Raw genomic sequence first — 26336 nt, forward strand, 5'->3', positions numbered from 1 at the left:
GGCGGGAGGTGCCCGTGACGGTGTTGCCGGAGCTGTTCTCCGCGCAGGTGCTGCGGACGCCGGACGCGGTCGCGGTGGAGTGCGGTGGCGTCTCGTGGTCGTACGCCGAACTGGACGCGCGGTCGAGCCGGCTGGCCCGGTACCTGGCCGGGCTGGGCATCGGGCCGGAAAGCCTGGTCGCGGTGGCCCTGCCACGGTCGCTGCGGATGGTGGCGGCGGTACTGGCGGTCGCCAAGGCAGGCGCGGCCTACCTGCCGATCGACCCGGGCTACCCGGCCGACCGGATCGGGTACATGCTCGCCGACGCCGCCCCGCGCCTGGTGATCACCGACCGGGCCACCTCCGCGCGGCTGCCGGAGGCGGCGGACGTGGCCGTGCTCGACCTCGACGACGACGCCGTCACCGCGGCGGCAGCGGACCAGAGCGCCGAGGTCGTCACCGACCGGGACCGGATCCGGCCGTTGCGGGCCGCGCACCCGGCCTACCTGATCTACACCTCCGGGTCCACCGGGCGCCCCAAGGGCGTGGTGGTGACGCACCGGGGTCTGGCGAGCCTGTCCGCGTACCTGATCCACGCCTGCGGAATCGGGCCGGAGTCCCGGGTCGGGCAGGTGGCCTCGCTCAGCTTCGACGCGGCCGTCATGGAACTGGTGATGTCGCTGCCCGCGGGCGCGGCGCTGGTGCTGCCCGAACCGCGGCAGCTGGCGGGCGAGGTGCTGGCCGAGGCACTGCACGAGCTGCGGGTGAGTCACGCCCTGATCGGGCCGGCGTCGCTGGCGGGCGCGTCCGGTGACCAGCTCCCCCTGCTCGAGTGCATGATGGTCGGCGGCGAGGCGTGCCCCGGCGAGGTCGTCGCCGAATGGTCGGCAGGCAGGCGGATGCTCAACGCCTACGGCCCGACCGAGGCGACCGTGGCCGTGACGCTGAGCGGGCCACTGTCCGGATCGGACACTCCGCCGATCGGGAAGCCGATCTGGAACGCCCGGGTGTACGTGCTGAACGAACGCCTCGAAGCGGTGCCGCCGGGGGTGCCCGGCGAGCTGTACCTGGCCGGTCCCGGCCTGGCCCGCGGCTACCTGAACCAGCCGGGGCTGACCGCGCAGCGGTTCGTGGCCTGCCCCTTCGGCTCCGGCGAGCGGATGTACCGGACCGGGGACCTGGCGCAGTGGCGGGAAGACGGCCAGCTGGACTACCTGGGCCGGGTGGACCAGCAGGTCCAGATCCGGGGGTTCCGGATCGAGCCGGGCGAGATCGAGGCCGTGCTGGCCGCGCAGCCCGGGGTCGCGCAGGCCGTCGTGGTGGCCAGGGAGGACCGGCCGGGCGACCGGCGGCTGGCGGGCTACGTCGTGCCGTCGCCGGGCAGCGAGGTCGATCCGGTGGCGATCCGGGCCGCCGCGGCCGCGGCGCTGCCCGTCTACATGGTGCCCGCCGCGGTCGTCGTCCTGGACGCGTTGCCGTTGACGGTCAACGGGAAGCTGGACCGCAAGGCCCTGCCCGCGCCGAAGTACGCCGCCGGGACCGGGCGTGAGCCGGCCACCCCGGCGGAGGAACTGCTGTGCGAGCTGTTCGCCGACGTCCTCGGCGTGGACCGGGTGGGCGTCGACGACGGCTTCTTCGACCTCGGCGGCCACTCGCTGCTGGTCGCCCAGCTGATCAGCCGCGTGCGCTCGGTGCTGGGCGTGGAGCTGGAGATCCGGACGGTGTTCGACCACCCGACGGTGCAGCTGCTGGCGAAGTCGCTGGACGACGCCGGTGCCGCGTGGCCGGCGCTGGAGCCTGCCGACCGCCCCGAACGGCTGCCGCTGTCGTTCGCGCAGCAGCGGTTGTGGTTCCTGGCGCAGCTGGAAGGCGCGAGCACGACCTACAACGTCCCGTTCGGCTGGCGGCTGCGCGGCCCGGTGGACGCCGGCGCGCTGAGCGCGGCACTCGCGGACGTCGTCGCGCGGCACGAGGCGTTGCGGACGGTGTTCCCGGTCGCGGACGGCCGCCCGTACCAGCAGATCGTGCCGGCGGCGCTGGCGGCGCCGCCCTTCACGACGGTCGCGGCCACGGAAGCCGAGCTGCCCGAGCTGACCGCTCGGGCGGGCCGGTACGAGTTCGACCTGTCCCGTGAGCTGCCGGTGCGCGCGTGGCTGTTCGAGCTGGGCGCCGACGAGAGCGTCCTGGTGCTGCTGACGCACCACATCGCCAGTGACGGCTGGTCGCTGGGCGTGCTGCTGCGGGAACTGGGCGAGGCGTACCGGGCGCGGCTGGACGGCGACGCTCCCGAGTGGACGGACCTGCCGGTGCAGTACGCGGACTACGCGCTCTGGCAACGGGGTCTGCTGGGCGGGGACGACGACGAGGACAGCGTCCTGGCCGGCCAGCTGGCGTACTGGAAGTCGGCGCTGGACAGCCTGCCCGAGCAGCTGGACCTGCCCTTCGACCGGTCCCGCCCGGCGCACCCGACGTTCCGGGGCGGGCACGTCGAAGCCGTCGTGGACGCCGGCCTGCACCGCGCGCTGGCCGAGCTGGCGCGCGAGCACCAGGTGACGGTGTTCATGGTGCTGCAGGCCGCGCTCGCGGTCCTGCTGTCGCGGTCCGGGGCGGGCACGGACATCCCGATCGGCGTGCCGGTGGCCGGCCGCGGCGCGGACGAGAGCCTGCAGCGGCTGATCGGGTTCTTCGTCAACACGCTGGTGCTGCGCACCGACCTGTCGGGCGACCCGAGCTTCGCGGAGCTGCTCCGCCGCGTCCGCGACTGGGACCTGGCCGCCTACGCACACCAGGACGTGCCGTTCGAGCGCCTGGTGGAGGTGCTGAACCCGGTGCGCTCGGCCGCGCACCACCCGCTGTTCCAGGTGATGCTGGCCGCCGACGACGACAACGGTCGCGAGTGGACAGTGCCGGGCGTGCAGGCGCAGGACCTGTCCCTGGCCGGGAATTCGGCCAAGTTCGACCTGACGCTGACGTTCCGGGCGCGGTCCGGGCCGGACGGCACCCCGGCCGGGATCGGCTTCTCGCTCGAGTACGCCGCGGACCTGTTCGACGCCGGCACCGTGCAGGCGCTGGCCGGGCGGCTGGTCGCGCTGCTGGGCCAGTTCGCCGCCAACCCCGGGCTGCGGATCGCCGACGCCGACCTGCTGACCGCCGCCGAGCGGGAACTGGTCGTCACGACGTGGAACGACACCGCGCGGGACGTCCCGGTGACGGTGCTGCCGGAGCTGTTCACGGCACAGGCCGCGCGGACCCCGGACGCCGTCGCGGTGGAGGCCGGTGGCGTCGCGTGGACGTACGCCGAACTGGACGCCCGGTCGACCCGGCTGGCGCGGTACCTCGTCGGGCTGGGCGCCGGGCCCGAGCGGCTGGTGGCCGTGGCGATCCCGCGGTCACCGGAGATGGTGGCGGCGGTGCTCGCGGTGGCCAAGGCCGGCGCGGCCTACCTGCCGGTCGACCCGGGCTACCCGGCCGACCGGATCGGGTACATGCTCGGCGACGCCGCCCCGGTCGTGGTGCTCACCACCCGGGAGGCCGGTGCGGACCTGCCCGGCCGGGACCGGCTGGTCTTCGTCGACGACCCGGCGGTGGCCGCGCTGGTGGCGGACCTGCCCGGCGGCACGGTCACCGACGCGGAGCGGCTCGCGCCACTGCACGCCGGGCACCCGGCGTGGGTGATCTACACGTCCGGGTCGACCGGGCGGCCCAAGGGCGTGGTGGTCAGCCACCGCGGGGTGGCCAACCTGGCCGCGTTCGCGGTCTCGACGCTGGCCGTCACCCCGCAGTCCCGGGTGGCGCAGCTGCTTTCGCTGAGCTTCGACATGTCCGTGCTGGAACTGCTGTCGGCGCTGACGTCCGGGGCGGCACTGGTCCTGCCCCCGCCGGGACAGCTGTCCGGGGACGAGCTGGCCGGCATGCTGCGTGAGCTGCGGGCGAGCCACGCCGTGGTCGCGCCGGCCGCGCTGGCCGGGGCGGCGCCGGAGAGCGTGCCCGAGCTGGCGTGCCTGGTCGTCGGCGGCGAGGCCCTGCCGCCCGAGATCGTCGGCTCGTGGTCGGCGGGCAGGCGGCTGTTCAACGGCTACGGCCCGACCGAGGCGACGGTGTGCGCGACGATCGGCGGGCCGCTGTCCGGCGGCGGCACCCCGCCGATCGGCGGGCCGAACTGGAACGTGCGGACGTACGTGCTGGACAGCAGGCTCTCGCCGGTGCCGCCGGGCGTGGCCGGGGAGCTCTACCTGACCGGGCCGGGCCTGGCGCGGGGCTACCTGAACCAGGCCGGGCTGACCGCGCAGCGGTTCGTGGCCTGCCCGTTCGGCGACGGCGAGCGGATGTACCGGACCGGGGACCTGGTGCGCTGGCGCACGGACGGCGAACTGGAGTACCTCGGCCGGGCCGACCAGCAGGTCAAGGTCCGCGGGTTCCGCATCGAGCCGGGCGAAATCGAGGCCGTGCTCGCCGGGCAGCCCGGGGTCGACCAGGCGGTCGTCGTGGTCCGGGAGGACCGGCCGGGCGACCGGCGGCTCGTGGGGTACGTGCAGCCCGAACCGGGGTGCACGCCGGACCCGGCGCAGCTGCGGGCCGCGGCCGCGCGCCTGCTGCCCGGGCACATGGTGCCGAACGCGGTGGTGGTGCTGGACGCGCTGCCGTTGTCGCTCAACGGGAAACTCGACCGGAAGGCCCTGCCCGCGCCGACGTTCACCACCGGTGCCGGGCGGGCCGCGCTCACCCCGCTGGAACAGCGCCTGTGCGAGCTGTTCGCCGAGGTGCTCGGCGTCGACCGGGTCGGCGTCGAGGACAGCTTCTTCGACCTCGGCGGGCATTCGCTGCTCGCCGCCGTCCTCGTCGCCCGGCTGGAAGAGCAGTTCGGCATCACGGTCAGCCTGCGGGACTTCCTGGCCGATCCGTCCGTCAGCGGCGTCACCCAGAGGAGGGAAGAACGATGAGGGACCTGGCCGCGAGCGGCGTCACCATCTACACGACCGCTCGTTCCAGCATCCGGCGCGACGTGCCGGACCACCTGGGGACGCTCCTGGAGGTCGCCGGGTGGACCGAGGAGGCGGGCTACCGCGGCTCGCTGATCTACAGCGACGCCACCTCGATCGACTCCCTGATGTCGGCGCAGGCGGCGCTGGCGAACACCGGGAGCTTCGTCCCGCTCGTCGCCGTCCAGCCGCTCGACCTGAGCCCGTTCTCGCTGGCCCGGTCGGTGTCGTCGCTGGCGCACCTGTACGGCAAGCGGATCGACATCAACTTCGTCAGCGGCGGGTTCAGCCGCGACCTCACCGTCCAGGGTGACACCGCCTCGCACGACGAACGGTACGACCGGCTCACCGAGTACGCGACGATCGTCAAGAAGCTGCTCACCGGCAGCGTGGTCAACTTCGCCGGCGAGTACTACGACTACAAGCGGGCGCGGCTCACCGCGCCGGTGCCCCACGACCTGCTCCCCACGGCGTACGTGTCCGGCTCGTCACCGGCCTGCCTGCAGGCGGGCGAAACGCTGGGGCTGACCCAGCTTTCGTTCCCGTTGCTGCCGGAGGAGCACGTCGCCCCGGACGTCCGGACGAACAAGTTCGGCCGGGGCATCAGCGTGGGCATCATCGCGCGCGACGACTCGGCCGAGGCGTGGCGGCTCGCGCACGAGCGGTTCCCGGCCGACCCCGAGGGCAAGGAGCGGATGAAACTGCTCCTGTCCGCCGGGGTGTCGTCGTGGCAGCCGCAACTGGCCGCCGTGCCCATTCCCGACGAAGCGGCGGGACAGCCGTACTGGCTGGTCCCGTTCCGCTACCACCACACGTTCTGTCCCTACCTGGTCGGCAACCACGACGAGGTGGCCAAGGCGCTGGCGACCTACCTCGGCGGCGGCATCCGCACGTTCGTCCTCGACATCCCGCGGGAGCCGGACGACCTGTGGCACGCCCGGATCGCGCTCGAGCGTGCCCTCGACGCCGTCGACGGCGCGCAGCCCGCCCCGCGGGTCGCCTGACGGGGAAACCGCACTCTGAGAAATGACAGCGCTCGCCGGGCGTGTGATTCTCCGGACGGGCAGTGCCGGCCACTGCCGCGTAGGCCGTGCTTCGCGAGCCAAGGAAATTCGCGAACCACAGAAAGCGAGTTCACGATGAAACTCAGTCCGGTCGCGTACGCGAGGTCGCACGTCCCACCGCCGGGACCCCAGCGTGCCTACGTACTGGGCTATTCACTCGGCATGATGGCCAACGGCGTCTTCCTGCCGATCTATGTGCTGTACTGCACGCAGATCGTCGGGATCTCGACCGCGCACACCGGGCTGGCGATCACCCTCGGCGGGCTGATCGGCCTGCCGCTCAGCACGTTCGCCGGTGACCTGGCCGACCGCCTCGGCCCCCGCCGGGTGGTGCTGTTCGGGCTGGCCGGACAGCTCACCGGAATGGGCTGTTACGTCTTCATCCGGGGATTCTGGTCGTTTCTCGTCGTCCTCGTGTGCATGAACATCTTCGCTTTCACCTACATGGCGTCCGAAGGCGCGCTGCTGCGCCGGGTCGGCGGCGAGGATACGGTCACCTTCCGCAGCCAGGTCCAGGCAATCGGCAATGTCGGCCTCACCATCGGCGCGCTCATTTCCGGCGTCGGCATTTCGATCGGGACGCCGTGGGCGTACTACGGCATGTTCCTGTTCTGCGCGGCCGCGTACCTGGTGGACGTCTTCATCACGCTGAAGATCCCGAACTACAAGCCGCTGCCGAAGCCGCCGAGCACCGAGAAGGTCAAGCGCGGCCGGTACATCGTGTTCCGGGACAAGCCGTTCATCGCCTACGTGCTGGTCGCCGGCGCCCTGTCGATGTCGGCCGTCGTGGACGGGCTGCTGCTTCCCGTGTGGATCGTCGCGCACACGTCCGCACCGCGCTGGACCGTCGCGCTCGTCTACGTGCTCAACACCTCGATCGCGATCCTGCTCCAGATGCGCCTGAGCCGGAACATCAAGACCATGCGCCAGGGCGGCTCGGCCCTGCTCCGGGCCGGCGTGACGCTGGTGCTCGGGTTCGTGCTGATGGCGCTGATGCCGGGACACACGCCGGCCGTCGCGACGATCCTGCTCGTCGGCGGGGTCGTGCTGGTCGCCATCGCGCAGCTCTGGCTGACCTCCGGCCGGTTCGTCTTCGAGTTCAAGCTGCCGCCCGCCCACGCGCAGGGGCAGTACGACGGGCTGCTGCAGACCGTCACCACCCTGAGCTTCACGGTGGCCCCGCTGGTGCTGCTCGGCATCGTGGCCGAGCAGGGCTTCGCCGGCTGGCTCGGGCTCGGCCTGTTCTTCCTGGTGCTCGGGCTCTTCTCCCCCGCCATGGCGGCCTGGGGCGAGCGCACCCGCGAGCCCGCGGTGGTCCCCGAGGAGCCGGGGGCCGGGCCCGCCGAGGCAGGCGGCGTCATGGCGGCGGCCGGAGCGGAGGACGGCAAATGACCCGCCCGCTTTCGGCCAACGAGGAGTTCCTGTACGCCTTCGACCGGGGCGACGAGGTCGGCGTGTTCGGCCCGCGGATGATCGTCACGGCAGGCTGGCGCGTGCACGGCGAGCTGGACCTGACGGCCGTGCAGCACGCGCTCGACGACGTCGTCGCACGGCACGAGGTGCTCCGCACCGCCATCGTCCGTGACGCCGACCCGCCCCACGCCCGCGTCTTCCCGCCGCGCCCGGTGTACGTCACGGTCGCCGACCTCCCGTCGGCGACGGGGGAGGGCGAGCGCGAGCGCCTGGCGCACGAGTTCCTCAACGAGATCGACCGCACCGGCAGGCTCGCCGCGACGGAAACGCCGTTGCTCAAGGCCGCACTCGGCCGGTTCGACGACGAGGACGCGGTCCTCGTGCTGGTCGCCAACCACCTGGTGACCGACGGCTGGTCCATGCACGTGCTCATGCGCGACTTCGCGATCTGCTACGCGCAGCGCCGCGGGCTGCCCGCGCCGGAGCTGCCACCCATGCGCCAGTACGGCGAGTACGCCGTCTTCCAGCAGCAGTCCGTGACGACCGAGCGCGCGGCCGCCGCGCGCGAGTACTGGCGGACCAGGCTGGCGGGCGGCCACATCCTCACCCTCCCGACCGACCGCCCGCGGCAGCTGGAGGTCCCGCCGGTCTACTCGGTGTACCGGTTCCTGATCGACCGTGAGCTGGCCGACGCGACCACGGCATTCGCCAAGTCGCTGCACGGCTCGCCGTTCATGGTGCTGTACGCCTGTTTCACCCTGTTCCTGCACCGCCGGACCGGCGTGTCCGACATCATCACGCCGATCATCACGGCGGGACGCACGGAGGAGGGCTACGACAACACGGTGGGAGCGCTGTTCAACTTCCTGCCGATCCGCACCGACCTGACCGGCTGCAAGAACTTCGCCGACCTGGCCCACCGCACCCGGGCGGCGTTGTTCGAGGCGTATTCGTATGATCGGCCGTTCACCGAGATCATCGCCCAGTCCGAACCGGAACTGATGAGCGGCCCGACGGCGGGCGTGAACAGCGTCGTCACGGCGTTCCAGATTTCCCAGGCCCCACCGGAAACGGGCGCCGGCGGCATCGGCGGCCTGCGGTACACGGCCCTGCGCCGCCGCCTGATTTCCTCGGTGGACACGGGCGAAATCCCGGACGGCAACCTCTGGGACCTCGACCTCGACCCGGCAGGCGACATCGTGGGGCTGGTGAAGTTCAACAGCCGCGACTTCGACCAGCAGACGATCGTGACGATGGTCGACGAGTACCGGGAACTGCTGCACGCGGTGCTCAAGTCGCCGGATGCGCCGTTGCCGGAGTAGGAGTCCGAGATGACCCCGCCCCTTTCCCGGGGCGGGGTTTTCTCATGGTTTCACCGGTTCGAGTGATGACGGGTGTTCGATTGCCGGGCACTCTGGGGTCATGACCACCAACGCTGTGTGGAACGCCGAACCGGAGGCCCTTGCCGACCTCCTTGGTGAGCTGTTCGCGCTCATGCGGTCCTGTGAAGCGGCGATCGGTGCTGTGGCTGTGGGGATTGAGCAGCGTGGGGTCATGGAGATGTTCGGATACCGTTCTGTGGCGCGGTTTCTGGAGCATCTCGCCGACCTGCCACGGCAGGCTGCCGAGGTTCTGATGAAGCGGGCTCGGCAGCTTCATCCCGGGCTTGGCCTTGATGGCACGCCGATTCCTCCGCTTGCTCCTGCGACCGCTGTTGCGGCTGGGGAGGGGCGGTTGAGCAACCCGATGATCGACACGATCGTCGGTGTGCTGCGGGATACTCCTCTTGAGCACCGGGATCAGGTTGAGCAGGATCTGCTGGGGTTTGCTGCCGATGCCGGGCACAAGCAGGTCGCCGTCCTCGGTGCGCGGATCCTGGCCCACCTCCATCCCGACGGCCAGCCCCCTCAGGAAACCGAACCTGCCCGGCCGGATCGAGAGTTGTCGTTGCGGCGCAAGAGATCCGGGGTGTGGGAGCTACACGGCCGGTTCGATGACGAGACCGGAACCCGCGCGAGCGCGGTGCTGGATGCCCTCGCCCAGCGCCGCAGCACCGACGAAGGCCCCGACCTCCGCTCCCCACTGGAACGCTACGGCGATGCCTTCTCCGACGCCATCGACCTCGCCGCCAACTCCCCCGAACTCCCCATGCAGGCCGGGGAACGCACGCACGTGATGGTCGCGATCTCCCTGGAAGACTTGAAGACCGGCATCGGCAAAGCCCTCCTCGGCGACACCGGAACCATCTCCGCCGCCGAGGCACGGCTGCACGCCTGCGACTGCATGGTCATCCCCGCGGTCCTGGGCAGCCACAGCGAACCCCTCGACGTCGGACGCCTCCGACGCCTGGTCCCACCCGGCATCCGCCGAGCCCTGTACCTGCGCGACCGGGGATGCGCCTTCCCGGGCTGCCATCGACCACCACGGCACTGCCAGGGCCACCACATCCGGCACTGGTCCGAAGGCGGACCCACCGAACTGGGCAACCTGGTGCTGATGTGTGCCCACCACCATCGGCTGTTGCATCGGTCGGGGTGGGAAGTGCGGATCGCGGCCGATGGGTTACCGGAGTTCCTGCCACCGACCTGGCTGGATCGGCGCCGGAAACCCCGGCGAAACAACCTCCACGAACCGCTGCCATTCGCAGCGTGACGGGGACGGGCCCGCAGCCAACTGGCTACGGGCCTACACCCACGCGCTCAAGACCTCGGCCGCCGTCCCATCATCCACAGTGGACGAATGAAACGGCCGGCCGACGGGGTGGGGAACCCCTTCGGCCGGCCGTGCCGGGCTGGGCCGGGTCATTCAGCGGGCGGGCCCGCCGGTGCCTTGCGGGGCATCAGGGCCACCACCGGGAGGCTGAGGACCGTCAGGCCGAGCACGACGATCAGCGTGACCTCCATCGCGTGGGCCATTCCGGACGCTGCCGCCTGGAAGAAGACCGACGTGACCGCGGCCGAGCCGATGGCCGAGGCGAGCTGCTGGATCGAGCTGAACGAGCCGCTTGCGCTGCCGGCCTCCTCGGGCTTTGCGTCGCCGAGGGCGACCGTCGGGATCGTGGCGAAGCTGAGGCCGATGCCGACGCCGATGACCAGGAACGCCGGGGCCAGGACCCAGAGGCTCACGTCCGTGCCGAAAGCCTCGACGAGGGCCAGGACCAGCCCGCAGCCGACGATGTCGATGCCGAGACCGATGAACACCAGACGGCGGCCGTACTTGGGGATCAGGCCGCGCATCATCGTGGCGAACCCGGCGAGGAACAGGCCCGCGGTGAGCGGGACCAGGCCGAGCGACGTGTAGCGCGGGCTGACGTGCAGACCCTCCTGGAGGAACAGGGACAGCACGAACAGCAGGCCGCTGCCTGCCGCGACCGCGACCAGGCACACCAGCAGGCCGGAGGTGAACCCGCGGTTCTTCATCAGCGACGGCGTGATGAGCGGCTCGGCCGCCGTGCGCTGACGGTGGGCGAAGGCCGCGAAGAACAGGACGCCGACGACGATCGAGGCGATCGGGATGACGCCCCAGCCGTTGGTCGAGCCCTCGATCAGGCCGTACAGCAGGCCCAGCATGGTGACCGCGAGGAGGCCGGACGCCCGGCCGTCGACGGTGGCCGACCGGTCGGCGCTGTCGTCACGCGGCAGGATCTTCGCGCCCACGACCAGACCGATGACGCCGAGGATCAGGTTGATGAGGAAGATCGGGCGCCAGGACAGGCCGAACCAGTCGGCGCTGATGATGAAGCCGGCCAGGACCGGGCCGCCGATGCTGGACAGGCCGAGCACGGGCGCGAACAGGCTGAACGCCTTGCCCAGCATCTGCTGGTCGAACGCCTTGGTCATGATCGCCATGCCCTGCGGGATGAGCAGCGCCCCGAACGCTCCCTGCACGACCCGCGCGACGATGAGCACCGTCGGGTCGAACGAGAAGCCGGCGATCGCCGAGGCGAGGGTGAACCCGCCCAGTCCGATCAGGAACATTCTGCGCTGGCCGAACTTGTCCCCGAGCCGTCCGCCGACCACGAGCAGCACACCCATGGCGAGCATGTAGGCCGGCCCGACCCACTTGATCAGGATTTCACCACCGCCGAGGTCGCCGGCGATGGTGGGAGCGGCGATGTTCGTGATCGTGCCGTCGATCACGTCGAGAGCGTCGGCAAGCAGCACCAGCGCCAGAATCGCCCACATCAGGCGGCTGGAGCGGCGTGTGGTGACCGCGCCCGGCTCCGTCGAGGTAGTCATGGGAAAACATCCTTCTCGGCTCGGTCGGGGCGCCCCTCCTGGGCGGCCTCCTCCTTCTTGCTACGAACGCCCCTGCGCCGATCCGACACCGCCTCCGAGATTTTCCGAGAACTGCAGGCGTGACCAGACAGTTGCTGTCCGCTGCCGAATGGTGACGCAGTTCCGCGACCGGACGCACCTCCCAAAGTGCTCCACCCCCGGCGCGGCCAGGCAATCGCAAGGAAAATGCGCGGAGCCTGGCCCAGCTCGTCGCGACGCCGGGTCAGCGCAACGGTTTCCGCAGCGTTGCCCGCCAACTCGATCGCCCGGTCGAAAGCCTCGCGCGCCAAGCGGTGATGGCCGACGCGGCCCGGAAATACGCCGAACTAGCCCAGCTCGTCGCGACGCCGGGCCAGCGCAGCAGTTTCCGCAGTATTGCCCGCCAGCTCGATCGCCCGGTCATAAGCCTCCCGCGCCTGGCGGTGATGGCCGATCCGGCGCAGGAGGTCCGCGCGGGTCGCGTGGTAGGCGTGATAGCCGTCCAGTGCCTTCTCGAGGCGGTTGACCGCTGCCAGTGCCACGTCCGGGCCGTCCAGCTCGGCCAGGGCGATCGCTCGGTTGAGGGCGACCGTCGGCGACGGGTCTATCCGGGCCAGCTGGTCGTAGAGAGCCAAAATCTGGGACCAGTCGGTGTCGCGGATGTCGCGAGCCGAAGTGTGCACCGCGTTGATCGCCGCCAGGATCTGGTAGCGGCCCGGGGTCGCTCCGGCCGCCGCCGCGGCGAGGCGCTCGCGGACCAGGCGGTGGCCCTCGCGGATCAGCGCCGCGTCCCATGCTCCGCGGTCCTGCTCGGCCAGGGGCACCAGTTCGCCGCTGACGGACAGCCGGGCCGGGCGGCGGGCTTCGGTCAGCAACATCAGCGCCAGCAGGCCGGACACCTCGCCGTCGGCAGGCAGGAGGCCGTGCAGCAGGCGGGTGAGCCGGATCGCCTCCGCCGTCAGGTCCTGCCGTACCGGGTCGGTGTCCGGGCCGGTGGCCAGGTAGCCCTCGTTGAACACGAGGAACAGGACGGCGAGCACGCCGGACACGCGGGCCGGGAGGTCTTCCGCGGACGGCACCCGGTACGGGATGCGCGCCGCCTTGATCTTCGCCTTCGCGCGGGTGATCCGCTGTCCCATGGTGCTTTCGGAGACCAGGAAGGCGCGGGCGATCTCGGGCATGGTGAGCCCGCCGACCATGCGCAGCGTCAGCGCCACGCGGGCTTCCGTCGACAGGGCCGGGTGGCAGCAGGTGAAGATCAGCCGCAGCCGGTCGTCGTCGATCGCGCCGGCGGGCTCGGGTGGGCTGTCGTCGAACGCCAGCAGGGCTTCCCGCTGCTTGTCGTCCCGCTTGTTCTCGCGCCGGATCCGGTCGATGGCCTTGCGGCTCGCCGTGGTGGTCAGCCACGCGCCGGGATTGGGCGGCACGCCGTCGGCGAGCCAGCGTTCGACGGCGGTCGCGAACGCCTCGGCCGCCGCCTCCTCGGCGAGGTCCAGGTCGCCGAAGCGCCGGGCCAGTGCGGCGACCACGCGGGCCCACTCGTCGCGGTGGGCACGGGTGATCGCGTCGGGCGCGGTCACTCGTCCAGGAACGGCCGGACCTCGATCTTGCGGTTGCAGGCCTTCGATCCCTCGGTCGCGAGCTTCAGCGCGACGTCGAGGTCGGGCGCCTCGATGATCCAGAACCCGATGAGGTACTCCTTGGACTCCACGAACGGCCCGTCGGTGACCACGGCCTCCGCGCCCCGGTTGTCGACGACGGTGGCGTTCACCGGTGCCCCGAGCCCGCCGGCGAAGACCCAGTATCCGTCGGCCCGCAGCCGGTCGTTGAACACGTCGATCGCGGCGTCCTCGTCCGGGTCGGCCACGCTGTTCTCGTCGTCGATCACGGAAAGCAGGTACTGCATCCGCACCATCTCCTCGGTGTCAGGACGGCGGACAGCCAGAATGCCACTGCCGCGTTCCGGCACCGCACGCGGCCCGCACCCCCGGGTACAGCACAGACACAGCACGGACACAGCACAAAGGCGCTCCCCGTCCGGATGGGACGGGAAGCGCCTCGGTGGATTTCACCCGGACGAGTTCATCCGGAATAACTGTTCACCTGGTCCAGTACGTGCTTGGCCAGTTCCGGTGTCACCGCGTCGGGCCGTTCCGCGGGCGGCGGCGGGGTGATCCGGCACCGCCCCGGCCCGGTACCCGGGAGGACGAAGCCGGGATCGTCGGTCAGCACCGAGACCGCGACCGCCTCGGCGGGCACCTTCACCGGCTGGTCGTTGCGGCAGGCCAGCAGGAACGCCAGCCAGGTCCGGTAGGACACCTGCAGCTCGGAGAAGGCCAGCGGGGCCTTGGTGAGCCCGAGCCGCTTCGTCAGCCCCGCCAGCCCCTCGTTCATGAGCTGCTCCATCCCGGCGACGCACGACCACGGGTCGCCGTCCAGGTCGGGGCAGGGCCCGCTGCCCAGGCCCAGCTTGCCCTGGAACTCGGCGAACCGCTCGGTGACGTGGTCGGTGCCTGGCCAGGTCGGCTGCACCAGGATGGCGGTGACCTCCCGCGGCCCGGCCAGCCTGTCGGCAATCTGCAGGGCCAGCGCCGCGGCACTGCAGTGGCCCACGACGAACACCGGACTGCCGCTCGCCGCGGCCGGCTCGCCTGCCCGGAAGGTGGCCGCGGTCTCGGCGGCCAGCTCCGGCAGCTCGGCGTACAGCCGCTCGCCGGACAGCGCGCCGCGCGGATCCACCTGGTGGACCGGGTGCCCGGCGGCCGCTTCGCTGACCAGCTTGCTCAGCCGCGGCGCCGCGGTGAGCGGCTGGAAGTCGGCAACCAGGATGGCCGCCCCGTCCCCGGAGCTGAGCCTGCTGCACAGTGGTCTGGTACCCACGACGGCCTGCATCGAAGTTTCCTTCCTTCGGGCGCTTCAGCCCTTCAGCAACAGCGGGACTTCCGCGTACCCGTTGAAGATGAACGTCGGCGCGGGCTTGAGCTCGGCGGCCGGGACGGCCAGCTTGAGGTCGGGAAACCGCTCGAACAGCGCAGGCAGCGCGACCAGCGCCTCCATGGTGGCCAGTGCCGGGCCGAGGCAGCGGTGCCGCCCGAACCCGAAGCCGAGGCTGCTCTTGTCCTCACGCGTGATGTCGAACTCGTCGGCGGTGTCGCCGTACTTCGCCGGGTCGCGCCCGGCCGCCAGGTAGTTGATCAGCACCAGGTCGCCCTTGGCGATGGTCACCCCGCCGATCTCGATGTCCTCGAGCGCGCAGCGGAACGGCATCGAGCCGACGGCACCGTCCTTGCGGACCTCCTCGTCCCACGCCGCTTCCCAGCTCGCTTCGCCGGACAGGATCGCGGCGAGCTGGTCGGGGTGGGTGAGCAGGTCGACGACCGTGTGGCACAGGACGTTGGCCGTGGTTTCGGTGCCCCCGCCGATGAGCAGGTGCACCGACCCGACGACCTCCTCGTCGGTCAGCGGCGCCTCGTTGTCCTCGGTCGCCTTGATGATGATGGTGGTGAGGTCGTCGCCCGGCTCGCGCCGCTTGGTCTCGACCAGCCTGCCGAGTGCCTCGTGCCACTGGTGGAGGTTGGCTTCGGACTCCTCGGCGGTGTTGTCGGTCTTGGCGTTCACCTGGGCGCCCTGCAGCATGGCCGCCTGGTCCTCTTCGCGGATGCCCAGCAGGTCGCAGACGAGAATGGTCGACAGCGGGTAGAAGAACCGGCCCTTGATGTCGACCACCTCGTCGGCGGGCACCGTCGCGAGATCGTCGAGGAGGCGGTTCACGATGCCTTCGATGATCGGCCGGGACTTCGCCACCTGGCGGCTGGTGAACGCCTTCGCGACGAGCTTGCGCAGCCGGTCGTGCTCCGCGCCGTCGCGGGTCTGCATGTTGTCCATCGCGACCCAGGTGAACAGCTCCCAGTCCTGCGGCACCCGGCCCGCCTGAAACTCCGGCCAGTTGTCCTTGGTGTTCTTCGCGATCCGCGGGTCGACGAGCAGCTGCTTCGCCTCTTCGTACCCCGTCACCGACCAGGCGGTGTAACCGCCGTGCAGTTCGACGCGGGTGACCGGGCCGCGGGCACGCAGGTTCTTGTTCTCCCCGTGCAGATCGCTGCCGCTCCGGTCGAGGACGTACGGGCACATTTCCATTTCTCACTCCACACTGCCGGCGACACCGGAAAAGATCGGGATTGGTGCTTGGTCCCGGTACAGGAAGCCCCATTCATCATCCGCGCCGTCCGCGCTCCGGGCGTCTCGGATGCTGCGCTCCCCATGGAAAACCGGCGACGCCTTCGTGAGGCGTCGCCGGTTCCGGGGGGGCGGGTCACGGGGTCAGGACGCGGCCTTCGTCCGGTGCCTGGGTTCCCGTCGCGAGACTGCGGAACGCGTCGGCCACGGCGGCGGGTCCCTGCCCGTGCCGGATGGTGAGCCAGGACGCCATGCTCCGCAGGTACCGGGTTTCCGCCTCGTGGTAGCGGGCGTAGTAGGCGTCCGCGCCCTCCTCGCCGATCGTGTGGTCTTCGACCATCGGCGTGAAGAAGAGCTCCGGCTGCGGGTCGGGCAGCCCGGCCGGGGCCTGCTCCCCCGGCTCCGGGTGGTTGAACCCGATGAGGACGCCCTGGGTCAGCGACGGCGCGAACTGCGCGTACACCGCGTGGAGCACCTTGGCCGAGCCGGTGAAGTCGACGAGGACGGCCGGTGCCGTCACGCCTGCCGACTCGAACGCGTCGTAGGTGGCGACTTCGCCGTAGACGCCGAGGCTTTCGACGAACGCCTTCTTGTCCGCGGACGTGATGCCCACGGTCGCGATCCCGGTCTGCCGCGCCCGCAGCTCCTCGGCCAGCCCGATCGCCGTCTTGCAGGAGGCGCTGGTGACGATCAGCGACTTCGCGCCCTGCGCGGCCTGCCGCTCGACGAGGTCGGCGAGGGTGAAGGAAGCCGGGAACACCGGGCGCATGAGGGCACGGAAGTCGTCCAGCTCGTCCGGTTCGCCGACGCTCTGGAAGGTCAGGTACCACGGGTGCAGGAAACCGCGTTCGGGCGAGGTGTCCAGGAAACCGCGCGGCGTGACCTGCGCCTGCACGGTGTGGTGGCTCGCCATCGGCACGTACCCGAAGTAGCGGCTGCCGACCGCGATGGCGTCGTTGCGGGACTCCGCGACGCGCACGAAGGCCCAGACCGGCACACGGCCGTACTCCGGCGGGGCGGGAAAGGCGTTCCAGAAGGCGATGAGGTTCCCGGCGCCGAACTTCGCGTAGCTGACGTTGTTGGCGGTGAGACCGAACCTCTCGACTTCGAGCCGGACTTCGCCGGGCTGCAGCGCGGCAGGCTCCGGGACCCGGATCTCGGTCGCGGTGATGTCGTCGCGCTTGACCAGCACTTCCCAGTTTTCTCGCGTGGGCACTGCGCCCCCTTCGCGTCAGTGGGGTTTTCCTTCGCCGGCTTGGCATCCCGCACGAAGGGGGTGGACCCGATCGGTCACGCAGACAGCTTCGCGACGGCCGCGCACCCCGGCAACTTCCTCGTTGCGGCCCGGTCCGCGTGCGCAGTTGGCGGTTCGGCAACGTGGGATACGTGGGTGCGGGGGCGGCGCTGGTTGACTCGGAGGTGCTGCTGGTTTCACGAGCCCCGTGAGGAGAGTGCTGAGCCTTGTTCACCACTGACGCTTTTGCCGCCCCGGCCGAGGGCGCCCCCCTCGGGGCAGCGACGATCACCCGGCGGGACGTCGGGGCGCAGGACGTCCTGATCGACGTGGCGTACTGCGGGATCTGCCACACCGACATCCACCACGTGCGCGGCGAGTGGGGGCCGCAGCCGTACCCGCTGGTGCCCGGCCACGAGATCATCGGGACCGTGGTGGAGGTCGGCGCCGACGTGACGCGGTTCTCGCCGGGAGACCGGGTCGGGGTCGGCTGCATGGTCCGTTCCTGCGGCGAGTGCGGGAGCTGCCAGGCAGGCCAGGAACAGGACTGCGCGGGCATGGTCGGCACCTACGCCGGCACCGACGCCGACGGCACCGTCACCCAGGGCGGCTACTCGGGGAAGATCGTGGTCGGCCAGAACTTCGTCCTGCGCGTCCCGGAGGGACTCGACCCGGCCGGCGCCGCACCGCTGCTGTGCGCCGGCGTCACGATGTACTCCCCGTTGCGCCGCTACGGCGCCGGCCCCGGCAAGAAGGTGGCGGTGCTCGGGCTCGGCGGCCTCGGCCACGTCGGCGTCAAGCTCGCCGTGGCGATGGGCGCGGAGGTGACGGTGCTGTCCCAGACGTTGAAGAAGCTCGAGGACGGCCTGCGGCTCGGCGCGACGGCGTTCCACGCGACCGGCGACGCCGAGGCCCTCGCGGGACTCGCGGGCCGGTTCGACATCCTGATCAGCACCGTGACGGCACCGCCCGACCTGCCGACGCTGCTGTCCTTGCTGGCACCGGGCGGCACCCTGGTCAACGTCGGCATCCCCGCCGAACCCCTTGTGCTGCCGGCGTTCTCGCTCATCATGGGCCGCAAGACGGTGGCCGGTTCCCTGTTCGGCGGCATCGCCGAGACCCAGGAGATGCTCGACTTCTGCGCCGCCCACGACATCACCGCCGACGTCGAGGTCATCGAGCCCGCCGGAATCAACGACGCCTACGACCGGGTCCTGGCGTCCGACGTCCGCTACCGCTTCGTCATCGACACCGGCACGCTTTCCTGATCGCGGTTCCCCACGGCCGAGCGACCTGCCCCTGAGGTGGCAGGCCGCTCGGCCGTTGCATGGCCGCCGCGTGAAGACCGCGTGCTGAAAGGGACGTTCCTGGCATCTGGTGCGACAAAAGTCCCTTTCACCGCACCTCATGAGACGAAAGCGCCTTTCAGCCCACCGGAGCCGGGGCCGCCGCAGGGAGGGGTCGTGAGTGGTAATGAGGGTTCTAACCCTAGTTACCACTCACGACCCTCACTTGAAATAGCGCAAATCGCCCAAAAGCGGGCATCTCGACTCACCCTCGTGTCCTATGTGGACATCGGCAGGTGACCATCGCCCGAGAACACGCCGTCGCGCCACCTTTGGCTTACCCCTCAATAGAACGCGAATTACCACTCACGACAACCTGCGGCAGACCTGCTACCCGAGCTTCGAGGACGCAGCGAAGGGCACCTTCCTCGCGGCTGGCGCAAGGAAGGTGCCCTTCGGTTCTGGATCAGGCGGCCCGGTCGGCCTGGCCGCCGGACGGGACGGCGGTCACCGTGGCCGGGGCCAGCTTGCGGCGTGGTGAGGCGAACCGCTTCATGATGGGCTGCTCGACCAGCTTGAACGTCAGCCAGGCCAGTACCAGGGACACCGCGAACAGCAGGACCTCCACCGCGGCCGAGGTCAGCGTGCTCCAGTTCTCGCCCTGGCCCAGCCAGTGGTGGCCGGCCACGAGGACGAAGTAGTGCCACAGGTAGAAGGCGAACGAGATCTCGCCGAGCCACACCATCAGCCGGTTGCCCATGAACGTCTTCACGCGGTCGCGGTCGGCGACCGCCGCGGCGGCGATGAGCAGGCCGAGCGGGATCGCCATCAGCGCGCCGAACTGGAAGAGCGCGCCGAACAGCGGTGTCACGAAGTAGGCGGTGACGGTCAGTGCGACCGCGCCGCCGAGCTTCAGCGGGAGGCGCCGTCCGGCGAGCACCACCTTGGCCAGGAACATGCCGAAGACGAACGTCAGCAGCTGGCCCGCCGGGCAGTGGAAGACGTAGTACAGCTGCATGTCGCTGAAGCCGAACGGCAGCATCGTGCCGGCCGGCAGCACGCCGGCGACGACCGGCAGGGCCAGCACCGAGGCGGCGGACAGGATCGTCCAGAGCCACAGCCGCTCCGGCCGGACCTTGTTGACCAGCTTGATGATGAGCGGGAAGAGGAGGTAGAAGAGCAGCTCGCAGGACAGGGACCAGGCGACCGGGTTGAAGCTCGTGCGGACCTCGAGGGTGGTGCTCCAGCTCTGCAGCAGCAGCACGTTCAGCAGCCCGTCGGAGAACCGGACCCCGCCCTGGCCGGTGATCACCGTCAGCAGGAGCAGCGCCGCCCCGAACGTGAGCAGGTGGTTGGGGTAGATCTTGAAGAACCGGCGCCGCCAGAACCGCACCGTGGTGTCCCGCGGCCGCACCGCGCAGGTCAGGACGAAGCCGCTGAGGATGAAGAAGAAGGTCACCCCGGTGAAGCCGCCGACGCCGAACAGCGTGTTCGTGACGGTCTGGGCGCTCTGCGAGGCGTAGGGGTTCAGCGCGACCGCGTGAAAGGCGAAAACCATCACGGCCGCGACGAAACGCAATCCGGTGAGCGACGGCAGACGCGGGGCGAGATTTCTCGCCGGGGCGGGCCCCGAGCGGGATTGGATTGCTTCGTGCGACATTGTCCTACTCCCTGTTCCTGCTTTCGTGGTGGGCAGCTTCAGGAGTTTCGCACGATCGGACGCACGCGGACGCCTTCCAGAAATGCCAACGTACGGTACCCGCACCGGCGCCGTCGGTGATGCGCCGGAAAAGCGGAAGAACCGCAGCAGGAAACGACAAGCCCCGGGCGTTCGGGAAAGGGGCTTGCCGTTTCAGGACACGGATGGTCAGTCGCTGCCCGGCACCGGCATCCCGGCGGCCACGAGCTTCGCGGTGATCGGTTCCAGCTCGGTGATCAGCTCGTCGAGCTCGGCGGCGGAAAGGGTCTCGTACGGCGCGGCGGCCAGCTCGTCGGTGAGGTTCTCGATGCGTTGCCGGGTTTCCCGGCCGGCGTCGGTGAACCGGCTGCCGGCGTCGATGAGCCCACGCTCGCGGAGGTCGGCCAGTACCGCGTCGAGCCGTTTCTTCGGCAGGTGGCCGACGCGCCCGTAGGTCTCCGGCGGGTGGACGCCCTGTGCCAGCGCGGCGAACAGGTGGGCCGCGATGCCGCCGATGCGGGCGCCGACGAGTGCGGCGACATGCCCGTCGCAGCGGTGCTCGCGCAGCATGTTCGCCGAGTGCCACAGCCGGGCGACCGGTTCCTCCGGCACCGGGACGGCGCGCAGTCCCGCGTACATCACGCGGCCTTCGGTCGGCGCGCTCGTCGCGGCCTTGGTGAGCAGCTCGGCCGCGCGTGCCAGGCCGGGGGAACCGGCCAGCTCGTCGCCGAGGATGCGCCGCAGGGACGCGGCACTGCCCCGCTCCCGCGCCGCGAGGGACGCCTCGGGCGGGATCGTCTCCCACGCGCTCGGGATGTGCCGCGCGGCCTCCGCCGGGGTGAAGCTGTAGAACGCCGCGTGCACGACCTGTGCCGGCACCCGCCCCAGCGGAGCGGCACGGCTGGCGAAATAGCCGTCCCAGTAGGTGCGGTGACCGAGCTTGGCCAGTTCCTCGTTGCACTCGTCAGCCAGGAAGGTGACCAGGCAGATCGGCTCCAGGAGCTCGAACATGCGACGGGCGGTTTTTGTCATGCCGGACATCATTACTCCGATCGCCTGCCGCCGACAAGGCGCCGGATCGGGCGGCAAATACGAGACCAGGCCGGGTGCCTCGCACGGGATCCGCAAAAAGGCACGCAGGAAGAAGACGGCCCTCAGGCGGCGGCCGCGACCAGCCGGGACAGCCGGTGCACGCCTTCGGCGATCTGTTCCGCCTTCAGGTAGCTGCAGGACAGCCGGAGCGCGTTGGCGCCGCCGTCGGAGTAGAAGAACCGCATCGGTGTCCACAGCACACCGAACTGTTCCGCGGAGATTTCGAGCAGTTTCTCGTCGGCCTCGAACGGCAGGGCGACGACGGCGAAGAATCCCCCGCGCGGCACGTTCCACCGCACGGCGTCCTCCCCGCTCGGCGACCGCGGGAAATGCCGCTCCAGCGCCGCGAGGAGGGTGCGCAGATTGTCCCGGTAGAACTCGACCTTGTCCCGGTTGGCGGCACGCAGGCTGCACCCCGATTCGACCAGGACGCCGCCGATGACCGCCTGGGAAATCGGCGAGGTGTTGACCGTCAGCATGCTCTTGACCGCCGACATCTCCTCGGCGAGCAGGGTGCGCCGCCCCTCGGCGTCGACCACGGTCTGGTCGGCGACGAGGAAACCGACGCGGGCGCCCGGAAAGCAGGACTTCGCGAACGACCCGAGGTAGAGCACGCGGCCCTCGGTGTCCAGCGACTTCAGCGTCGGCCGCGGCTCGTCGTCCAGGCCGAACAGCCCGTAGGGGTCGTCTTCGAGCAGCAGCAGGTCCTGCTCGGCCGCGACGTCGAGCAGACGGCGGCGGGTGGCCACCGGAAGCGAAACACCCGATGGGTTCGAGAAGTTCGGCACGAGGTAGAGCGCGCGGGGGCGCTTGCCCGCGGCGCGGACCGCGCGCGCCACCTCGGCGACGGTCTCCGGGCCGAGCCCGGCGGGCGACTCCGGCACGGGCACGACGTCGACGCCGAGAATCCGGGCCGCGCCGGTCAGCCCGACGTAGCAGGGTTCCGCCGCGAGCACGACGTCGCCGGGGCCAGGGCACAGCGCCCGCAACGCGATGATCATCGCCTCCTGGCAGCCCGCCGTGACCATCACCGATTCCGGTGCCACCATGATGCCCTCGTCCTTTTCGAGCATCGTGGCGATCAGCGAGCCGAGCTGGCCGTTGGTCCGGCCGTACTGCAGCAGCAGGCGGCGCACCTGCTCCTCGGACAGCCCGCCGTCCCTCAGATGGTCCACATAGGACGCGAAGTACCGCTGCACGTCCTCGGTCGAGTAGAACCCGTCGTAGGGACGGCCGGCGGCCAGCGAGATCGCGTCCGGGTACCGGCCCGCGATCTCGTTGAGGAAGTTCATCGAGGTCGCGACCGGGTCGGACACCGAGACGTGCAGCTCGGCCCTGGACAGCTCAACCATGGCTCTCCGTTCCGGTGGCGGTCCGCGCCGCCAGGTCCACGAGCCGGGCGCCGACGTCGATGACGGGCAGGTCGCAGCTCGCGGTGATCAGCGGCAGGATGCTGGTGAAGTGCGTGCAGGCGAGGACGACGGCGTCGAGGTCGAGCCGCCGCGCCAGGCGCAGCGTCGTCGGCAGGTGCGAGGTGGTGTAGGCCTCTTCCGGGTCACCGGCCTCGATGCCGCGCACCAGGCCGGGATCCGACACGCCGAGCATCCGGTGGCCGGGGCTGACCTCCCAGGCGGCCCGCTCGACGCCGACGACGGCCTGCGCGTTCCCGGTGATCACCAGCGACGAGCGCAGCTGCGGGAACACTTCCCGGTAGACGGTGACGGGCGAGACCACCGGCAGCGCCGAGGCGTCGTGGTACACCACGGCGGAAAGCGAGTTGCAGAACAGCATCGCCAGCTCGGTTCCCTCGGAGTGCAGCTCGTGGAGCTGGGCGTGGAACGCCGCCGACAGCGCGTCGGGATCCCGGTACTGCAGCGAGTCCTGCTCGTCCGGCGAGCCTGCCATGGCGTAGGGCGCCGTCGCCAGTCCCTTGGCCCGCAGCAGCTCGGCGCCGAGGCCGGAGTCGTACGGCGTGCCGGCGATGACCGCCACCGCCGGTCTTGCCTCGTCCACGATCATCACCGTCTCCGTCCCCAGGCGTCCTCGTCCGCCCATGGTTCCAGCCGGGACGGCCGCTGCCTTCCTCCGGAGTGCCGGTCAGCCGGGCGCGATCACCTTGCCGGGGTTGAAGATCCCGTCGGGGTCCAGAGCCCGTTTCAGCGCCCGGTGGACCTTCGTGCCGACCGGGCCGATCTCCCGGGCGAGCCAGTCCCGCTTGAGCAGGCCGACGCCGTGCTCGCCGGTGCAGGTGCCGCCCAGTGCCAGGCCCAGCCGCATGATCTCGTCGAACACCTGCCGTCCACTGTCCATACTGGACTCGTCCGCCCGGTCCACGACGATGACCGGGTGCAGGTTCCCGTCCCCGGCGTGCCCGACCACGCCCACCAGCACGCCGTGCCGGGCCGCGATCTCCTCGACGCCCGCGACGAGGTCGGCGACCCGCGACCGCGGCACCGCGACGTCGTCGACGACCAGGCCGCCGCGGCCGCCGGGAAACGCCTGCGCGGCAAGGTGTTCCATCGCCGGGTGCGCCAGCCGCCGCGCCGCGGTCAGCGCCTCGGCCTCGGCCGCGTCCCCGGCGACGTACAGCTCGCTCGCGCCGGCCGCCCGGCAGCATTCGGCGATCGCGGCGAGGTCGGTCCCGTCGCCGGTGTCGGTCGCGGCCAGCAGCATGGCCGCGGCGCCGGTGTCCAGGCCCATCGGCCGGTAGGCCTCGATCGCGCGCAGGTGCGTGCGGTCGAGCAGTTCGAGCATGCTCGGCACGTGGCCGGCGGCGACGATCGCCGACACCGCCTGCCCGGCCGCCGTCATCGCCGGGTACACCGCGACCAGTGCCCGTGCCTCGGCGGGCGCGGGCCGGAGCCGGACGGTGATCTCGGTGATGATCCCGAGCGTGCCCTCCGCCCCGACGAACAGCCCGGTCAGGTCGTACCCGGCGACGCCCTTCACGGTCCGGCGGCCGCAGCGCAGGATCTCGCCGTCGGCGAGCACGACTTCCAGGCCGAGCACGTACTCGCCGGTGACGCCGTACTTGACACAGCACATGCCGCCCGCGTCGGTCGAGACGTTGCCGCCGATCGTCGAGGACTCCCACGAGCCGGGGTCGGGCGGGTAGGCCAGCCCCTCCTTGGCCACGGCCCGGCGCAGCTCGGCGTTGACCACCCCGGGCTGCACGACCGCGATCCGCTCGCCGGGGTCGATTTCGAGGATCCGGTTCAGCCCGGCCAGCGACACGAGGAAGGCGCCGTCGACGGCGTTGGCCGCGCCGGTCAGCCCGGTGCGCGCGCCCTGCGGCACGACCGGCACCCGGTGCGCGGCGGCCACCCGCACGGCGGCGGCGACCTCGGCGGTGCTGCGCGGGCGCACGACGGCCAGCGGCGTGCCCGCGTCGCATAGGTCGGCCTCGTCGCGGGCGTGGGCGGTCAGCACGTCCGGATCGGTGAGCACGCGACCGGCGGGCAGCGCCGCCAGCAGGTCGTCGATCGGGGATCCCATGGGGACCAACGTAACCGCGCGCCCGGCGGGACTCCAGGCGTCCCGCGCGAAACGGCACTCGCGAGGACCTGCCGCTGGGCAACGGCAGAGACGTGGAACGTGCGGTTTCCCGGCTAGTCTCGCCATTTCCGTTCGGTTCAACCGGAGGTGGGCCAGGTGAAACGTCCGACAGTCACCGTAGTCGCCGTCGCGGTCATGGCGGTTTCGGCGGTGACCGCTCCGGCCGCCACCGCGGCACCACCGGCCATCGCCTGGAGTGCCTGCCAGGATCCGGGACTGGCCGCGGTCGGCGCCCAGTGCGCCACCCTCGAAGTGCCGGTGGACCACCGCAGGCCGCACGGCAGGCAGCTGCGGATCGCGGTGTCCCGGCTCGCGCACAAGACGCCGGACAGCGCTTTCCAGGGCGTCATGATGACCCTGTCCGGCGGTCCCGGGCTGCCCGGGCTCGGGATGGCCGCGCTCGGCCCGCTGGTCCCCGGCCACGCCGGGGACGCCTACGACTGGATCGGTTTCGACCCGCGCGGGGTCGGGACCAGCACCCCCGCGCTGTCGTGCGACCGCGACTACATGGACTACGACCGGCCGTCGTACGTGCCGGTCACGCCGCAGCTGGAACGGGCATGGCTCGACCGCGTGCGGGGGTACGCCGCCGACTGCGGCGCGCGCAACGATCCGGAGCTGCTGGCGAACATGAAGACCACGGACACCGTGGCGGACGTGGAAAGCATCCGGGTCGCGCTCGGCGTGGACCGGATGAGCTTCTACGGCTACTCGTACGGCACGTACGTCGGCCAGGTGTACGCGACCCTGCACCCGGAGCGGGTGCGCCGGATGGTCCTGGACAGCAGCGTGCACGCGCGGGACGTCTACTACCGGATCAACCTGGCACAGGACGCCGGGTACGACCGGAACCTGAACGCGTTCTTCGGCTGGGTGGCGGAGCACGACGACGTCTACCACCTGGGCCGGACCCAGGCCGCGGTGAAGGCCGTGTTCGACCGGCAGCTGGCGACGCTGGCGCGCGAACCGGCCGCGGGCGTGATCGGCCCGGACGAGTGGCTGGACGTCTTCCAGCTGGCCGTCTACCGCAGGCTGGGCTGGCCGTCGGCCGCCGAGGTGTTCGCCGGCTGGGCCGGGCACCGGGACGGCGCGCTGCTGAAGACGTCCTTCGAGCAGATCGGCGGGCGCGGGAACGACAACGGGTACGCGGCGTACCTGGCCGTGGAGTGCACGGACGTGCAGTCGCCGGTGAACTGGCGCAAGTGGCGGGCGGACACCTGGCGGGCGTTCACCGAGGCACCGTACTTCGCCTGGCAGAACACCTGGTTCAACGCGCCGTGCCTGTTCTGGCCCGCGCCGGCGGGCAGGCCCGTGACCGTCGGCAGCGACCGCGTGGGCAGCATGCTGCTGGTCGACGAGACGCTCGATCCGGCAACGCCGTTCGCGGGCAGCCTCGAAACACGCAAGCGGTTCCCGGGCAGTGCGCTGCTCGCCGTGCCCGGCGGCATCAACCACGCGAGCACGCTGGTCGGCGGCAACACGTGCGTGGACGGCAAGATCGCGGAGTACCTGGCGGCGGGCACGCTGCCCGCCCGTCTCCCGGGCAATCGGTCCGATGTGGACTGCCCGCAGGCGCCGCCGCCGCTCCCGGGCTGACCGTGCCGCGGTGAGTCCGAAGCCGCGG

Annotated in this window: 18 protein-coding genes; 7 read left to right on the top strand and 11 right to left on the bottom strand. The window is 71.1% G+C overall.

The window, feature by feature from the left end; all coding sequences use genetic code 11:
- Positions 1 to 14: 14 nt before the first annotated feature.
- The 5 genes from ABJI51_RS42815 to ABJI51_RS42835 all read left to right on the top strand — a co-directional run bounded on the left by ABJI51_RS42815 (position 15) and on the right by ABJI51_RS42835 (position 10087).
- Positions 15 to 4919 carry an amino acid adenylation domain-containing protein gene (locus tag ABJI51_RS42815; protein WP_348956943.1) on the top strand — a complete coding sequence of 1635 codons (4905 nt, stop codon included), beginning with the start codon at positions 15 to 17 and terminating at the stop codon, positions 4917 to 4919.
- Positions 4916 to 5962 carry an LLM class flavin-dependent oxidoreductase gene (locus ABJI51_RS42820; RefSeq protein WP_348956944.1) on the top strand — a complete coding sequence of 349 codons (1047 nt, stop codon included), beginning with the start codon at positions 4916 to 4918 and terminating at the stop codon, positions 5960 to 5962. The genes ABJI51_RS42815 and ABJI51_RS42820 overlap by 4 nt, the downstream gene beginning before the upstream one ends.
- A gap of 135 nt (positions 5963 to 6097) precedes the next feature.
- Positions 6098 to 7414 (top strand): MFS transporter, encoded by a 1317-nt coding sequence (locus ABJI51_RS42825; RefSeq protein ID WP_348956945.1) that lies wholly within the window; start codon positions 6098 to 6100, stop codon positions 7412 to 7414.
- Positions 7411 to 8757, top strand: coding sequence for a condensation domain-containing protein (locus tag ABJI51_RS42830; protein ID WP_348956946.1), 1347 nt, complete (start codon positions 7411 to 7413; stop codon positions 8755 to 8757). The genes ABJI51_RS42825 and ABJI51_RS42830 overlap by 4 nt, the downstream gene beginning before the upstream one ends.
- Before the next feature lie 100 nt (positions 8758 to 8857).
- Complete coding sequence (locus ABJI51_RS42835) at positions 8858 to 10087, top strand: HNH endonuclease signature motif containing protein (protein WP_348956947.1); 1230 nt, start codon at positions 8858 to 8860, stop codon at positions 10085 to 10087.
- A 149-nt stretch (positions 10088 to 10236) separates the two neighbouring features.
- On the opposite strand, the gene ABJI51_RS42840 is transcribed toward ABJI51_RS42835, so the two are convergent.
- From ABJI51_RS42840 to ABJI51_RS42865, 6 genes are all read right to left on the bottom strand, one after another.
- Positions 10237 to 11673 (bottom strand): MFS transporter, encoded by a 1437-nt coding sequence (locus tag ABJI51_RS42840; RefSeq protein WP_348956948.1) that lies wholly within the window; start codon positions 11671 to 11673, stop codon positions 10237 to 10239.
- Between the two features lie 365 nt (positions 11674 to 12038).
- Positions 12039 to 13271, bottom strand: coding sequence for an RNA polymerase sigma factor (locus ABJI51_RS42845; protein WP_348956949.1), 1233 nt, complete (start codon positions 13269 to 13271; stop codon positions 12039 to 12041).
- A complete protein-coding gene (locus ABJI51_RS42850; protein WP_348956950.1) occupies positions 13268 to 13597 on the bottom strand; it encodes a YciI family protein in 330 nt (109 codons plus the stop codon). Before ABJI51_RS42850 ends, ABJI51_RS42845 begins: the two co-directional genes overlap by 4 nt.
- A 176-nt stretch (positions 13598 to 13773) precedes the next feature.
- Positions 13774 to 14571 carry an alpha/beta fold hydrolase gene (locus tag ABJI51_RS42855; RefSeq protein WP_348956951.1) on the bottom strand — a complete coding sequence of 266 codons (798 nt, stop codon included), beginning with the start codon at positions 14569 to 14571 and terminating at the stop codon, positions 13774 to 13776.
- A 36-nt stretch (positions 14572 to 14607) separates the two neighbouring features.
- Complete coding sequence (locus ABJI51_RS42860) at positions 14608 to 15828, bottom strand: cytochrome P450 family protein (RefSeq protein ID WP_348956952.1); 1221 nt, start codon at positions 15826 to 15828, stop codon at positions 14608 to 14610.
- A 175-nt stretch (positions 15829 to 16003) separates the two neighbouring features.
- The gene (locus tag ABJI51_RS42865; protein ID WP_348956953.1) at positions 16004 to 17083 is read right to left on the bottom strand and encodes a DUF2855 family protein; all 1080 of its coding nucleotides are present in this window, start codon (positions 17081 to 17083) and stop codon (positions 16004 to 16006) included.
- A gap of 245 nt (positions 17084 to 17328) precedes the next feature.
- On the opposite strand from ABJI51_RS42865, the gene ABJI51_RS42870 reads away from it, so the two are divergent.
- Positions 17329 to 18369, top strand: coding sequence for an NAD(P)-dependent alcohol dehydrogenase (locus tag ABJI51_RS42870; protein ID WP_348956954.1), 1041 nt, complete (start codon positions 17329 to 17331; stop codon positions 18367 to 18369).
- 484 nt (positions 18370 to 18853) lie between these two features.
- On the opposite strand, the gene ABJI51_RS42875 is transcribed toward ABJI51_RS42870, so the two are convergent.
- The 5 genes from ABJI51_RS42875 to ABJI51_RS42895 all read right to left on the bottom strand — a co-directional run bounded on the left by ABJI51_RS42875 (position 18854) and on the right by ABJI51_RS42895 (position 24652).
- Positions 18854 to 20047: an acyltransferase family protein gene (locus ABJI51_RS42875; protein ID WP_348956955.1), complete on the bottom strand. Its 1194-nt coding sequence runs from the start codon at positions 20045 to 20047 to the stop codon at positions 18854 to 18856.
- A 207-nt stretch (positions 20048 to 20254) separates the two neighbouring features.
- A complete protein-coding gene (locus ABJI51_RS42880; RefSeq protein ID WP_431605724.1) occupies positions 20255 to 21106 on the bottom strand; it encodes an SCO6745 family protein in 852 nt (283 codons plus the stop codon).
- A 113-nt stretch (positions 21107 to 21219) separates the two neighbouring features.
- Positions 21220 to 22509 (bottom strand): aminotransferase-like domain-containing protein, encoded by a 1290-nt coding sequence (locus ABJI51_RS42885; protein WP_348956957.1) that lies wholly within the window; start codon positions 22507 to 22509, stop codon positions 21220 to 21222.
- Entirely contained in the window at positions 22502 to 23170 is a 669-nt protein-coding gene (locus ABJI51_RS42890) for an aspartate/glutamate racemase family protein (protein ID WP_348956958.1), read from the bottom strand. The genes ABJI51_RS42885 and ABJI51_RS42890 overlap by 8 nt, the downstream gene beginning before the upstream one ends.
- Positions 23171 to 23254: 84 nt before the next feature.
- Entirely contained in the window at positions 23255 to 24652 is a 1398-nt protein-coding gene (locus ABJI51_RS42895) for an FAD-binding oxidoreductase (protein ID WP_348956959.1), read from the bottom strand.
- 156 nt (positions 24653 to 24808) lie between these two features.
- Here ABJI51_RS42895 and ABJI51_RS42900 point away from each other — a divergent pair, with 156 nt between their 5' ends.
- Entirely contained in the window at positions 24809 to 26308 is a 1500-nt protein-coding gene (locus ABJI51_RS42900) for an alpha/beta hydrolase (RefSeq protein ID WP_348956960.1), read from the top strand.
- Positions 26309 to 26336 lie beyond the last annotated feature (28 nt).

The sequence above is a fragment of the Amycolatopsis melonis genome (assembly GCF_040064235.1).
GTDB classification, from domain to species: Bacteria; Actinomycetota; Actinomycetes; order Mycobacteriales; family Pseudonocardiaceae; genus Amycolatopsis; species Amycolatopsis melonis.